This window comes from Acidovorax sp. GW821-FHT10E04 (genome assembly GCF_059415185.1).
Window position 1 is genome coordinate 56,542 of record NZ_JBWKMT010000001.1, and the last position, 13,450, is coordinate 69,991.

A 13,450-nucleotide genomic window follows, 5' to 3' on the forward strand; every position below is an offset into this window, starting at 1 on the left:
AGGAGAGGACTCGAACCTCCACGATGTTACTCGCTAGTACCTGAAACTAGTGCGTCTACCAATTCCGCCACCTGGGCTTTCAGATCAGCCTCGAATTATAGAACAAGTAATTGCGGCTTCTGGCGAGTGGATGAAGATTTTTTTAAATTCATTCCGCCAGCGTCCCGGGAAGCGGCGTCGGGGTATGGAGGCGGGAAATAAAAAAGCCGCTGTATTCACAGCGGCTTCGATATTTTGAAAACCTTCACAGGTTCTCGTTAAACTTGGTGCCCAGGAGAGGACTCGAACCTCCACGATGTTACTCGCTAGTACCTGAAACTAGTGCGTCTACCAATTCCGCCACCTGGGCATTTCAGGAAAGACTAAGATTGTATATCAAAAAAACCACCCCCGGCGCGCAGTCCGCGCATCTGTCGGACGAAATTGAAGGCAGCGTGCAGGGGCACCGTGACGGACACGGTTTTGTCATCCGCGACGATGGCGAAGGCGACATCTATATCCCCCCCAACGAAATGCGCGCTGTCCTGCACAAGGACCGCGTGCGCGTGCGCATCGTGCGCCAGGACCGGCGCGGCCGCCCCGAGGGCCGCGTGGTCGAGATCATCGAGCGCCCGCCCCAGCCCATCATCGGCCGCCTGCTGCAGGAAAGCGGCGTGTGGCTGGTGGCGCCCGAGGACAAGCGCTACGGGCAGGATGTACTGATCCCCAAGGGTGCCACCGGCGCCGCCAAGCCCGGCCAGGTGGTCGTGGTCGAATTGACCGAGCCGCCGGCCCTGTTCGGCCAGCCCGTGGGCCGCATCACCGAAGTGCTCGGCGAGGTGGATGACCCCGGCATGGAGATCGAGATCGCGGTGCGCAAGTACGGCGTGCCGCACGAGTTCTCGGCCGAGTGCCTGGCCCAGGCCAAGGAACTGCCCGACAAGGTGCGCGCGCAGGACAAGAAGCGCCGCGTGGACCTGACCGACGTGCCCCTGGTCACCATCGACGGCGAGGACGCGCGCGACTTCGATGACGCCGTGTACTGCGAGCCCGCCAAGGTCGGCCGCGCCAAGGGCTGGCGCCTGCTGGTGGCCATCGCCGACGTGAGCCACTATGTGGAGACCGGCAGCGCCATCGACATTGATGCCTATGACCGCGCCACCAGCGTCTACTTCCCGCGCCGCGTGATCCCCATGCTGCCCGAGAAGCTCTCCAACGGCCTGTGCTCGCTCAACCCCGAGGTCGAGCGCCTGTGCATGGTCTGCGACATGCTGGTCACCGCCAAGGGCGAGGTGCATGCCTACCAGTTCTACCCGGCCGTGATGTTCAGCCATGCGCGGTTCACGTACACCGAGGTCGCGGCCATTCTGGCCAACACGCGCGGGCCCGAGGCCAGCAAGCGCAAGGACCGCGTGAAGGACCTGCTCAACCTGCATGACGTGTACCGCGCCCTGCTGGTGGCGCGCCAGCAGCGTGGCGCGGTGGACTTCGAGACCACCGAGACGCAGATCATCTGCGACGAGAACGGCCGCATCGAGAAGATCGTGCCGCGCACCCGCAACGATGCGCACAAGCTCATCGAAGAGGCCATGCTGGCCGCCAACGTGTGCAGCGCCGACTTCATCGCGCAGGGCGGCCAGCCCGGCCTGTTCCGCGTGCACGAAGGCCCCACGCCCGAGAAGCAGGAAATCCTGCGCAACTACCTCAAGGCCATGGCCGTGGGCATGACCATCGGCGACGATCCCAAGCCCGCCGAGTTCCAGGCCATCGCCGAGGCCACCAAGGACCGGCCGGACGCGCAGCAGATCCACACCATGCTGCTGCGCTCCATGCAGCAGGCCATCTACACGCCCGTCAACAGCGGCCACTTCGGCCTGGCGTTCGAGGCCTACACGCACTTCACCAGCCCCATCCGGCGCTATCCCGACCTGCTGGTGCACCGGGTCATCAAGGCCATCCTGGGCAAGACCAAATACGCGCTGCCGTCGCTGCCGACGCCGGGCGAGGCCCACGCCAAGCTGGCCAAGCGCCTGGCCGCCCGCGTGGCGGCGCCCGGCACCAAGCCGCGCAAGGAAGTGAAGCCGCCGAGCCGCGATACGCAGGCCTGGGAGGCCGCGGGCCTGCACTGCAGCGCCAACGAGCGCCGTGCCGACGAGGCCAGCCGCGACGTGGAAGCCTGGCTCAAGTGCAAGTACATGCGCGAGCACCTGGGCGAGGAGTACAGCGGCGTGGTCAGCGCGGCGACGAGCTTCGGCATCTTCGTCACGCTCGACGCGATGTACGTCGAAGGCCTGGTGCACATCACCGAGCTGGGTGGCGAGTACTTCAAGTTCGACGAGGCGCGCCAGGAGCTGCGCGGCGAGCGCACCGGCATCCGTTACGCCATCGGCGCGCGGGTGCGGGTGCAGGTCAGCCGCGTGGACCTCGATGGCCGCAAGATCGACTTCCGCCTGGTGCGCGAGGGGGAGGAGCTGCTCGGCCGCGCGCTCAAGGACAAGGGCGTTGCCTCCGACGGCCCCGGCGGCGCGCGCAAGGCGGGGGGCCGCCCGGCAGCCCGCAAGCGTGGCCCCGCGCCCGAGGCGTCCAGCACCGAACTCGCATCGCTCACGCGTGAGCGCGCGGCCCGCTCGCCCATCCAGGAGCTCAAGGCCTCGGTGAAAAAGGCCGCGGCCGGCAGCAAGTCCGGCAAGGGCAAGGGGCGCAAGCCGCGCCGTGGCTGACCCCCGCGGCTTCCACCCGGGGTGAACCGTCTCCCGGGCGGGAGTTTGCTATATATTTGATAGCTTCCAGCGCTTTCCAGAAGAGCGCCAGGGGTCGATTCAATGGGATTTTTCTGGCATGGAGCGGGAGGGCCGCGCCCCGGGGTGTCGCAGGAATTCCGCATACCGCAGCGCCGTGTCCCGGGGCGCTTCCATCATCGGCAGGTGGCCCACCCCGCGCAGTGCCTCCACCTGTGCTCCCGGCAGGGCCGCCTTCAGGGGCCGCATGCCGGAGGGGTGGAAGACGCGGTCACTTTCGCCCCACAGGACCAGAGTGGGGTGCTGCTCGAGGGCGGCGAGCTTTTCCTGCAGCAGATAGCGGTCCTTGAGCTGTGCATCCCAGAGCCGCGCATTCGATGCCGCGTTGCGCAGCGCGTCCTGCTGCGTGGCGTGCAGGATGGGATACGGCAGGAAAGGGTGTTTCTCGAACACCAGCGCCATCATGGCGTCGAACGCCGCGGGGTCGTGCGCCACGAGCGGGCGCTGCCCGCTGTCGATGAGGTGGTCCATGGCGCTGGGTTGCGGTGAACGGATGCCGTGTGGTGCTCCGATGAAGGCCACGCTCGCCACGCGCTCGGGGTGTGTTGCGGCGAACAGCGCCGCGATCGTGCCCCCCATGGAGTTGCCTGCCAGATGGGCCTTTTCAATGCCCAGTGCATCGAGCAGGCTGCGCAGGCGTTCGGTGTGGGCGGCGTAGTCATAGGCCTGGTCCTCGCGGCGCGTGCTTTCTCCGAACCCCGGCAGGTCTGGCGCGATCACCCGGTGGGTGGCTGTGAGCGGGCGGGCGAACTCCACCCAGTGGTCCTTCTCTGCAAAGATGCCGTGCAAGAGGACGACCGGAACGCGGGGGGAACTGGTGGCGCCCTGCGCCGGGGGCCCTGGCGTGGCGCCGCTGTCCAGGTAGTGGATCTGGTGCATCGCGGCGGCGACGGTCTTTTCCTCCAGGCCCGACAGGCTGCGATTGAGCGCGAGCAAGGGCTCCGTGAACAACGAGGGGGCACCGTGGTACAGCGCCGTGGCGGCGAGCGCGAAAGCTGCCACGGCAGCAAGGACAATGCGTTTCAAGGATGGGTCTCCAGAGGTTGTCGTGGGTGGGCCGGCGCACGCCTGTCCTGCCCGCGCGGGGGCATTGGAATGGGGGGCATGGACGGGGATGGCGAAGGCTATCGGGAACCGTGCGAGAAAACTTGTATGTTTGGGCTATGCGCATGCCAGCACGGAACACACTGACCTTGGGCGCCGACCTTGCGCTGTATCTGGGCGACCTTCCCTCCACGGGCTGGCACTGCCATGCGTCGCCGGTGCTGCTCATCGGCCTGTCGGGGCGCTTTGCCTTGCACTGGCAGCCGGGGCGGGTGGAGACGTGCCATAGCGCGCTGGTGGCCGCCGGGGTGGAACATGTGTTCGACCCCTGCGGAGAGCACGTGGCGCTGATGTACCTGGAGCCCGACTCTCCCGAGGCGCGGGGTCTGCGGGGCCCGTTCCAGCAGCACGATGGCGTGGTCCTCGACGCGGCCAGGGCCGTGGGTTCGCGCAGCGCCATGGACGCTTACCTGCGCCACTTCGATCTGCAGGCCCTGCTGCGGTGCGGGGGCGGGCATGCGGCGGCGCCCCTGGATCCGCGCGTGGCGCGCAGCCTGCTGGCCCTGCGAAGCCCCCGGGACGGGCGGTGGGCGCGCGAGGGGCTGGCGTCGTCCGTGCAGCTGTCGGCCTCGCGCTTCAACCACCTGTTCCGGGCAGAGATGGGCGTCAGCCTGCGCCGCTACCAGGTGTGGTCGCAGGTGCGGCTGGCCATGGCGAACCTCGCGGTCAGCCCCCGGCTGACGGATGCTGCGCTGCAGGGCGCGTTCTCCGATTCGGCGCATTTCAGCCGCATGTTCCGGCAGAACTTTGGCATGACCCCCTCCAGCGTGCTCAAGCCCCTGAAGGAGGTCACGCTGGTGGGCCGGTGAAGGCCTCCTTGGCGGCGGTGGGCGGCGTGCGGCCTCGGCCGTGGCGCGGACAACGCGCTGGCCGTGCCGTCAGCCGCCCGCGCGCCGCGCGAGCCCGCTGGCGGTGAGCGCCAGCCCGGCCGGCCAGGCATCTGCCGCCAGCCCGTGGCCATACACCGCCTCGCAGGCGGCGCGCAGGGCACTGGCCCCGGCGGCCATGTGCGCCGCGACCATGCCGGCGAGCACATCCCCCGTGCCCGCGGTGGCCAGCCGTGCATTGCCCGTGGGGTTGATCGCGGGCACGCGGCCCGGGGCCGCCACCACCGTGCCCGAGCCCTTGAGCACGGCCACGCAGTTGAACTGCGAGGCCAGTTGCTGGGCCGCGTCCAGGCGGTCCGCCTGCACCTCGGCGGTGGACAGGCCCAGCAGCCGGGCGGCCTCCAGAGGGTGGGGCGTCAGCACCGTGGGCAAGCCGTGCTGGCCGCGCGCCACCACCAGCGCGTGCAGGGCAGCCTGGCTGGCGATGGTGTTGAGGGCATCGGCGTCCAGCACCAGCCGCGCCGAGCGCGTGATGACGCCCGGCAGCACATGGGCGACGGCCTGGCCGCCGCCGCAGCCGCAGACCACGGTGAGCTGTTCCAGCGCCAGGGCGTCGAAGCGGCGGAACATCAGCTCGGGTTGCTGCAGGTCCAGCTCCAGATGGCCGCCGTCGAGCAGGGCCACCAGCACACGCCCCGCGCCGCCATGCAAGGCCGCGGACGCGGCCAGCAGGGCGGCGCCCGCCATGCCCATGCCACGCCCCGCCAGCCCCTCTCCCCCCACCACGGCCACGTCGCCATAGCTGCCCTTGTGGCTGGCATGGGCGCGTGGTGCCGCCAGCGCGGGGCCACAAAGCCAGGCGCTGGGGGGCTCGTGCCCGGCCTCCGTGCCCAGCGCGTCAAACCACACCCTGCCCGTGGCGTCACGCCCCGCGCCGGTGAAGAGGCCGGGCTTGAGGGTGAGCAGGCTCAGCGTGTGCCGCGCGGCGCGCGGCGGGTGGGCCGCGTCGGGCGCGAAGCCCGCCGCGAACTGTCCCGTATCGGCGTCCAGACCGCTGGGCAGGTCCACCGCCAGCACGGGCGCGGGGCTGCGCTGCAGGGCCTCCAGGCAGCGGCGCAGCCGCTCGTCCGGTGCGCGGGCCGGGGGGCTGGCGGGGTTGGTTCCCACACCGATGCCCAGCAGCGCGTCGATGCACAGGTCGGAGGCCGTGAGGTCTTCGGGGGCGCTGTCGGCCCACAGCACGCCCGCGTCCCGCGCGCGTTCCCACGAACGGCGGGCATCGGCGGGGGCGCGGTCCGGGTTGCCCAGCCAGGTGACCACCACGCGCCGTCCGTCGCGCTGCAGGTGCAGGGCGGCCTCCAGGCCGTCGCCGCCGTTGTTGCCGGGGCCACAGGCTATCCACACGGTGCGGGCATGGGGCGCGAGCGCCCGGGCCAGGCGGGCCACGGCCAGGCCCGCCCGCTGCATCAGCGTGTGCGGGGGCAGGGCGGCGGCGGCCTGCTGCTCCATGCGCCGCGTGGCTGCCGTGTTGAACAGAGGGTGCGGCTGCTGGGGCGTGATGGGGTGCATGGGCGGGGGCTGGCAGGTGGTGGCGGGTGGTGGTCGGGGTAGGTGCCGGGGGCGGCGGGCTCAGGGCTTCGCCGTGGAGCGGTGGTCGTAGGCCAGCTCCATCCGGTAGGCCAGGCCCAGGAACAGCGATTGCGCGAGGCTCAGCGTGCTGGTGAGCGAGCGGAAACCAAAGGTGGCACCGTCCTGCGCGATCAGGGTGGCGCTGGCCAGGGCCGCGAGCGGGCTCAGCTGGCTGTCGGTGATGGCAAGCAGGCGCGCGCCGCGCGCCACCGCCGCCTGCGCGAGCTCCAGAGTCTCCTGCGCGTAGGGCTCGAACGAGACGGCGACCAGCACATCGCCGGGCGCCAGCGCGCGCAGCTCGCCCTGGTGCATGAAACCCAGCCCGTGCAGCCAGTGCACCGGCTTGGCCGTGTGCTGCAGCGCGTAGGCCAGGTAGGCGCCCACCGGAAACGCGCGGCGCGATGCGGCCAGCCAGAGCGCGGGGGCCTGCAGCATCAGCTCCACCGCCGCATCGAACTGTGCGTCCGGCAGGTTGCGCTGCAGCGCCTGCAGGCTGTCGATGTTGCCGTCGATCACCTCGTGCGCGAGCTGGGCGGCCGACCGCGCGCTGCCGCCGGGCACGATCAGTTCGCGGATGCGTTCCTGGTAGTTGCGGTTGGGGGCCAGCTGCCGCACGGCTCCGGCGCGGAACAGGGCCTGCATTTCCGTGTAGCCCGAAAACCCGAAATGCTTGGCAAACCGCACCAGTGCCGACGGCTGCACGCCGCATTGCGCGGCCGTGGCCTGCACGCCATCGAGCGCCAGCTGGTCGCGTTGCTTCTCGACATAGCGCGCGATGGTCTTGAGCTGGCGGCTCAAGGGCTCGAAGCCCGCATGCACGGCCGCCAGGAACGCGTCCGCGTCGGGGTAGGGGGCGGACGCGGTGCCGGGGGGCGTGGCAATGGGATCGGCCAGGGTATTTCTATTTTTCATTAAATTGGAAAATATTTTCTATTTTGGGCTATCATAGGCGCAACGAACCATTATCCGGCGCGCGCTTTCCCGCCGCCGCGCCCTTGCGGAGACCCGTGCATGCTCTCTTTTCCTTCCAACCGGTCCTTTGACGTGGCCTGCCTGGGCCGGCTGGCCGTGGACCTCTATGCCCAGCAGATCGGCTGCAGCCTGGAGGCCGCGACCAGTTTCGCCAAATACCTGGGAGGCTCGTCGGCCAACATCGCCTTTGGCACCGCCCGGCTGGGGCTGCGCTCGGCCATGGTGTCGCGCGTGGGCAATGAGCAGAACGGCCGCTTCCTGCTCGACACCCTGCGGCGCGAGGGCTGCGACGTGAGCCAGGTGCAGGTGGACGACCAGCGCCTGACGGGCATGGTGCTGCTGGGCATCAAGGACCAGGACACCTTCCCCCTGCTTTTCGCCCGCGAGAACTGCGCCGACATGGCGCTGGACGCCGACGCGATCAGCGAGGAGTTCCTGGCGCGCTGCCGCAGCCTGGTGGTCACAGGAACGCACCTGAGCACGCCCACCGTGCTGGCCGCGAGCCGCCGCGCGCTGGACATCGCGCAGCGCCATGGCCTGGTGCGGGTGCTGGACATCGACTACCGCCCCGTGCTGTGGGGGCTGGCCGCCAAGGGCGATGGCGAAACGCGCTACGTGGGCAGCGACGCGGTGAGCCGCCACCTGCAGGCGCAGCTCGGATCGTTCGAACTCATCATCGGCACCGAAGAGGAGTGGCTGATCGCCGGCGGCGTGCCCGGGGACCTGATGGCCAGCCTGCGCGCAGTGCGCGGGCACACACAGGCCGTGCTGGTGGTCAAGCGGGGCCCGCTGGGCTGCAGCATCATCGAGGGGGCGGTGCCCGCCGCCCTGGACGATGCGCCCACGGTGCTGGGCGAGCGCATCGAGGTGCTCAACGTGCTGGGCGCGGGCGATGCCTTCGCGTCGGGCCTGCTGTCGGGCCTGCTGCGGGGCAAGACCCTGGTCGAGTCGGCGGCGATCGCCAATGCCTGCGGGGCCATCGTGGTGTCGCGCCACGGCTGCGCGCCCGCCATGCCCACACCGGCCGAGCTGGCCCACTGGTTCTCGGGGCACCGCCACCCCCGGCCCGACCAGGACCCGCAACTGGCCCATCTGCACCGGGTGACGGCGGCGCGGCCGCAGTGGCCCGAGCTGTTCGTGCTGGCCTACGACCACCGCGCCCAGTTTGAAGACCTGGCGCGCCAGGCCGGAGCGCAGGGCGCACGCCTGCCCGTGCTCAAGCAGCTGCTCAACGCCGTGGTGGCCGAGGTCGAGCGGGATCCCGGGTGCGGGGGGCGCATGGGCGTGCTGATCGACGGACGCATCGGCGAGGCCGCGCTGCACGGCGCCACGGGCCGGGGCTGGTGGCTGGGGCGCCCGATCGAGCGGCCCGGCTCGCGCCCGCTGCGTTTCGACGGCACGCATTCGCTGGCCTCGCAGCTGGTGCACTGGCCGCGCGAGCAGGTCGTGAAATGCCTGGTGTTCTACCACCCGGACGACGCGGCCGCGCTGCGCGCCGAGCAGGACGAGTGGCTGCAGCAGGTGTGGGAGGCCACGCGCGCCAGCGGGCATGAACTGCTGCTGGAGGTGATTCCGCCCAAGGACATGCTGGCCCCGGGCGATACCGGCGAGGCCGTGCTGCGCGCCATCCGCCACTTCTACGGGATCGGCCTCAAGCCCGAGTGGTGGAAGGTCGGCGCCATGGCCGCGCGCCACTGGGAGGCGCTGGACGCCCTGGTGCGCGAGCGCGACCCGTACTGCCGTGGCGCGGTGATCCTGGGGCTGTCGCAGCCGGTGGAGCAGCTCATCGCAGGCTTTGTCGAGGCGCGCGCGCCCATCGTCAAGGGCTTCATGATCGGGCGCACCGTCTGGGCCGGGCCCAGCCTGGCCTGGCTCAAGGGCGAGATCGACGACGCCGGGCTGCAGGCCCAGGTGGCCGCCAATTTCCGCCGCCTCATCGCGGGCTGGCGCGACAGCCGCCCGGCGCAGGCCGCCACCGCCCCCGACGCCGCGGGAGTGCCCGCATGACACTGCTTGTCAAGGCCAACCCGTCGGGCCGGGTGGTGGTGGATGTGACGCCGGCCACGGCCGGATGGACCCACGTGGGGTTCAAGGCCCTGCGCCTGGGCGCGGGGGACGAGGAGTCGCTGGCCACCGGCGTGCGCGAGCTGTGCATCACGGTGCTCAGCGGGCAGGTGGACGTGCACGTGGGGGCACAGGCCTACCGGGCCCTGGGCAGCCGTGCCTCGGTGTTCGAGGAGGCCTCGCCCACGGCCGTGTATGTGCCGCCAGACCGGGCGGTGCGCATCGTGGCGCGGGGCGCCGCCGAGGTGGCGTTGAGCAGCGCGCCGGCGCGCGGCCTGTATCCCGAGCGGGTGATCGAACCCGCGCAGATGCAGCGCAGCGTGCGCGGGCAGGGCAGCAACACGCGCCACGTCTGCGACATCCTGCCCGAGTCGCAGCCCGCCGAAGGCCTGCTGGTCGTGGAGGTGATCACCCCGGCCGGGCATTCATCGAGCTATCCGCCGCACAAGCACGACAGCGCCGACGCGGGCCAGCCACACGCCGAAACCGTGCTCGAGGAAACCTACTACCACCAGCTCCATCCCGCGCAGGGATTCGCCTTTCAGCGCGTGTACACCGACGACCGCTCGCTGGACGAATCCATGGCCGTGGAACACCGCGACACGGTGATGGTGCCGCGCGGCTACCACCCCTGCGTGGCCCCGCATGGCTACGACCTGTACTACCTCAACACCATGGCGGGGCCCGAGCGCCGCTGGGCGTTCAGGAACGATCCCGCGCATGCCTGGATGGTCGCGCCGCGCTGATGCTATTTATTTGATAGCTGCTGGCGCAATCGCATCAAGCGCAAGAGCGCAAAAACACCAAAAATTTCCGAAAAGGTTCACAGAAAACCTTGCCCCTGAACCGCCAACCTCTGGAGACAAACACACCATGAAACGCAACACCCTTCGCATCCTTGCCGGTGCACTGCTCGCCTGCACGCTCGGCGCCCAGGCGCAGACCGCCGCCTACCCGTCCCAGCCCGTCAAATGGGTGGTTCCCTATGCGCCCGGCGGCACCACCGACGTGATCGCGCGCAGCCTGGCCGTGCGCATGGGGCAGGACCTGGGCCAGCCCGTGGTGGTGGACAACAAGCCGGGCGCGGCCAGCATCATCGGCGCCACCTTCATCGCGCGCTCCGCGGCCGACGGCTACACCGTGGGCACGGCCGATTCGGGCACGCTGGCCTTCAACCCGGCCATGTATTCCGCGCTGAGCTACAACGCCGAGAAGGACTTCAGCTTCATCGGCGGCCTGGGCCGCATGCCCCTGGTGCTGGCCGTGCACCCCGACTTCCCGGCCCGGAACATGCAGGAGTTCCTGGCCCAGGTGCGCAAGAGCCCGGGGACCGTCTCGTCGGCCTCGTCGGGCCCGGGCTCTCCGCTGCACGTGGCGCTGGAACTGTTCAAGCAGCGCACCGGCACGGACATCCTGCATGTCCCCTACAAGGGCTCGGCCCCGGCGCTGCAGGACCTCATGGCGGGCCAGGTGCAGTCGATGTTCGTCGACCTTCCGCCCAGCCTGTCGATGATCAAGGCGGGCAAGGTGCGCGTGCTGGCCGTGGCCACGCCGCAGCGGCTGTCCATCCTGCCCGATGTGCCCACCATGGCCGAGGCCGGCGTACCCGGCTTCGAGGCCTATGCGTGGCAGGGGTTCGTGGGCCCGGCCCGGATGCCTGCGGCGGTGGTGGAGCGCCTGAACAAGGACCTGGCGGCCGCCCTGCGCCATCCCGAGACGCGCGCCAAGCTCGAAGAGATCGGCATCCAGCCGCTGTCCATGACGCCCCAGCAGTTCACCGACTTCGTGCGCAGCGAACAGAAGCTGTGGGCGGGCGTGATCCGCGCCGCCAACATCCGCCTTGATTGACCGGGCCGATACGACCCCAGATTCCCGACACGAGACACCACGCCATGACCGTTTCCCTGAACCGCCGCCATGCCTGCGCTGCCCTGGCCAGCCTGGCCGCAGGTACCATGCTGCCCGCCGCCGCCCAGACCGCGGCCTATCCCGGCAAGCCCATTGAGCTCATCGTGCCCTTCGCCGCGGGCGGCGGCACCGATGTGCTGGCCCGGGCGCTGGCCGAGGCGGCGCGCAAGCACCTGCCGCAGGACCTGATCGTTCTCAACAAGGCGGGCGCCAGCGGCGCCGTGGGCTGGACCGAGCTGGCCAATGCCCGGCCCGACGGCTACAAGCTGGCCATCATCACGGTGGAGATCACGATGATCCCCCACATGGGCATCACCAGGATCACGGCCGACAGCCTGACCCCCATCGCGCGGCTGAACGCCGACCCGGCCACGCTGGCCGTGCGCGCGGACTCCCCCCTGCGCACCATCGAGGACCTGCTGGCGGCCGCCCGCAAGAACCCGGGCGGCGTGCGCGTGGGCAATGCGGGGCCGGGCTCGCTGGGGCATCTGGCGGCCGCGGCGCTGGAGGACAAGGTGGGCGTGTCGTTCAACCATGCGCCGTACCGCGGTGCCAACCCCGCCGTGCTGGACCTGCTGGGCGGGCACATCGAGGTGGTGGCCGTCACGCCGGTGGAGGTGGCCACCTATGTGGCGGCGGGCAAGATCCGCCCGCTGGCCGTGATGTCCGAGCAGCGCATCGCCGCCGGGTGGGAGGCGGTGCCCACGCTCAAGGAACGCAAGATCGACCTCGTGATCGGGGGCTGGCGCGGTCTGGCCGCGCCCAAGGGCACTCCGCCCGAAGTGGTGGCGGTATTGCGCGCCGCCATCGCCAAGACCCTGCAGGAGCCCGCGCTGCGCGACACCATGGCCCGCCAGAACATGGGGGAGGGCTACCTGGACCAGGCGGACTTCAACGCCCTGATCGCACGGGACAACGCCACGTTCAAGCAACTGGTGGACAGGCTGGGCATCAAGGCCTGAGAAGCCGCCGAACCTGCAGGCCCGCCCTGCGGCGCCCCACGGGGCCGCTGCGGGCGGTTTTCTTTTTTTGGGTGTGCGTCCGCCGGGTCCACGGTGTCCGCCTCGCGGTGGGCATGGCCGCACGGCTTCCCCCGTCCCGGGGGCCGCGGCCCGCGCACGGCCTCATGTCCCGAAGCCGGGGGCAAAGGCCTCGCGCAGCCATTCCACGAACACCGACACCGAACGCGGCACATGGGCCGAGTAGGGACGTATCGCGTGGATCGTCTCGCTGAAGGTGCCCACGGAGCGCCAGTCGGGCAGCACCTGGATGAGCTTGCCCGACTGCAGCGCGGCCTGCGCGCTGAAGTCGGGGACCAGCGCGATGCCCAGGCCCGCCAGGGCCGCGTCGCGCAGGGCCTCGCTGTTGCTGGCGGCCAGCGGCCCGGCCACGGGCACGGTCAGTCGGGGGGCGGTGCCCGGCACCACGGGCTCGAAGGTCCAGGCCGGAGCTTCCTGGGTGCGGGGGTAGTGCAGGCAGTCGTGCCCGCGCAGGTCGCCGGGCGTGCGGGGCAGACCGGCGCGGCGCAGGTAGGCGCGGCTGGCCACCAGCACGGACCGCGTGGTGCACAGCAGCCAGGCCACATGGGTGTCGGGGGCCACGGCGGTGTGGCGGATGGCCAGGTCCAGCCCTTCGAGCGTCAGCGAGCGCAGGTTGTCCGACAGGTCCAGCTCCAGCCGCACTTCGGGATAGGCGCGCACGAACACGGGCAGCCGGGGCACCAGTTGCTGGCGTGCCAGCGCGACGGGGGCGGTCACGCGCAGGCGGCCCTGGGGCACGCCGGCGCGGTCGCGCACGCTCGCAAAGCTCTCGGCGATGCTGTCGAACGCGCCCCGCGTGTCGTCCACCAGCTGCCGCCCCGCCTCGGTCAGGCCCACGCTGCGCGTGGTGCGCCGCACCAGCGGCACGCCTGCCGCGCGTTCCAGCTCCGCGATGTGCTGGCTCATGGCCGCCTTGCTCACGCCCAGGCGCGCGGCGGCGCCGGTGTAGCTGCCCTGTTCGCCCAGCACGACAAGCCAGTGCAGGTGCGACCACAGGGCTTCGGGTTTGGGATGGATTGTCGATTTCATGGCGCTATTGTTCATCAATGTGAACAATCAATTCACCGCCACGGTCTTGGCGCGGCGGGTTGTCGCTCCTAGACTGCAGGCCACTTTCCACCGTTCTTTG

Annotated in this window: 10 protein-coding genes and 1 tRNA gene; 6 read left to right on the forward strand and 5 right to left on the reverse strand. The window is 70.3% G+C overall.

Features of this window, described 5'->3' with window-relative positions; genetic code table 11:
- Positions 1 to 264 precede the first annotated feature (264 nt).
- Positions 265 to 349: transfer RNA gene (locus AC07OC_RS00250), tRNA-Leu, on the reverse strand.
- A gap of 19 nt (positions 350 to 368) precedes the next feature.
- Here AC07OC_RS00250 and rnr point away from each other — a divergent pair.
- Positions 369 to 2,699 carry a ribonuclease R gene (rnr, locus tag AC07OC_RS00255; protein ID WP_369642801.1) on the forward strand — a complete coding sequence of 777 codons (2,331 nt, stop codon included), beginning with the start codon at positions 369 to 371 and terminating at the stop codon, positions 2,697 to 2,699.
- A gap of 99 nt (positions 2,700 to 2,798) precedes the next feature.
- Here rnr and AC07OC_RS00260 read toward each other — a convergent pair whose 3' ends face one another.
- Positions 2,799 to 3,803 carry an alpha/beta fold hydrolase gene (locus tag AC07OC_RS00260; protein ID WP_494600301.1) on the reverse strand — a complete coding sequence of 335 codons (1,005 nt, stop codon included), beginning with the start codon at positions 3,801 to 3,803 and terminating at the stop codon, positions 2,799 to 2,801.
- Positions 3,804 to 3,970: 167 nt separating this feature from the next.
- Here AC07OC_RS00260 and AC07OC_RS00265 point away from each other — a divergent pair, with 167 nt between their 5' ends.
- Positions 3,971 to 4,690 (forward strand): helix-turn-helix transcriptional regulator, encoded by a 720-nt coding sequence (locus tag AC07OC_RS00265; protein WP_494600302.1) that lies wholly within the window; start codon positions 3,971 to 3,973, stop codon positions 4,688 to 4,690.
- Positions 4,691 to 4,759: 69 nt separating this feature from the next.
- Here the strand turns inward: AC07OC_RS00265 and AC07OC_RS00270 are convergent, their stop codons facing one another.
- A complete protein-coding gene (locus tag AC07OC_RS00270) occupies positions 4,760 to 6,277 on the reverse strand; it encodes an NAD(P)H-hydrate dehydratase (RefSeq protein ID WP_494600303.1) in 1,518 nt (505 codons plus the stop codon).
- Between the two features lie 60 nt (positions 6,278 to 6,337).
- A complete protein-coding gene (locus AC07OC_RS00275; RefSeq protein ID WP_494600304.1) occupies positions 6,338 to 7,249 on the reverse strand; it encodes a MurR/RpiR family transcriptional regulator in 912 nt (303 codons plus the stop codon).
- Between the two features lie 99 nt (positions 7,250 to 7,348).
- On the opposite strand from AC07OC_RS00275, the gene AC07OC_RS00280 reads away from it, so the two are divergent.
- The 4 genes from AC07OC_RS00280 to AC07OC_RS00295 all read left to right on the forward strand — a co-directional run bounded on the left by AC07OC_RS00280 (position 7,349) and on the right by AC07OC_RS00295 (position 12,243).
- Positions 7,349 to 9,316: a bifunctional 5-dehydro-2-deoxygluconokinase/5-dehydro-2-deoxyphosphogluconate aldolase gene (locus tag AC07OC_RS00280; RefSeq protein WP_494600305.1), complete on the forward strand. Its 1,968-nt coding sequence runs from the start codon at positions 7,349 to 7,351 to the stop codon at positions 9,314 to 9,316.
- Positions 9,313 to 10,119 (forward strand): 5-deoxy-glucuronate isomerase, encoded by an 807-nt coding sequence (iolB, locus tag AC07OC_RS00285; protein WP_494600306.1) that lies wholly within the window; start codon positions 9,313 to 9,315, stop codon positions 10,117 to 10,119. Before AC07OC_RS00280 ends, iolB begins: the two co-directional genes overlap by 4 nt.
- 127 nt (positions 10,120 to 10,246) lie before the next feature.
- Positions 10,247 to 11,221, forward strand: coding sequence for a Bug family tripartite tricarboxylate transporter substrate binding protein (locus AC07OC_RS00290; RefSeq protein ID WP_218297703.1), 975 nt, complete (start codon positions 10,247 to 10,249; stop codon positions 11,219 to 11,221).
- A 44-nt stretch (positions 11,222 to 11,265) separates the two neighbouring features.
- On the forward strand, positions 11,266 to 12,243 hold the full coding sequence (locus tag AC07OC_RS00295; RefSeq protein ID WP_492245432.1) for a tripartite tricarboxylate transporter substrate binding protein: 978 nt from the start codon (positions 11,266 to 11,268) through the stop codon (positions 12,241 to 12,243).
- Between the two features lie 162 nt (positions 12,244 to 12,405).
- Here AC07OC_RS00295 and AC07OC_RS00300 read toward each other — a convergent pair whose 3' ends face one another.
- Entirely contained in the window at positions 12,406 to 13,350 is a 945-nt protein-coding gene (locus AC07OC_RS00300) for a LysR family transcriptional regulator (RefSeq protein ID WP_494600307.1), read from the reverse strand.
- Between the last annotated feature and the right edge of the window lie 100 nt (positions 13,351 to 13,450).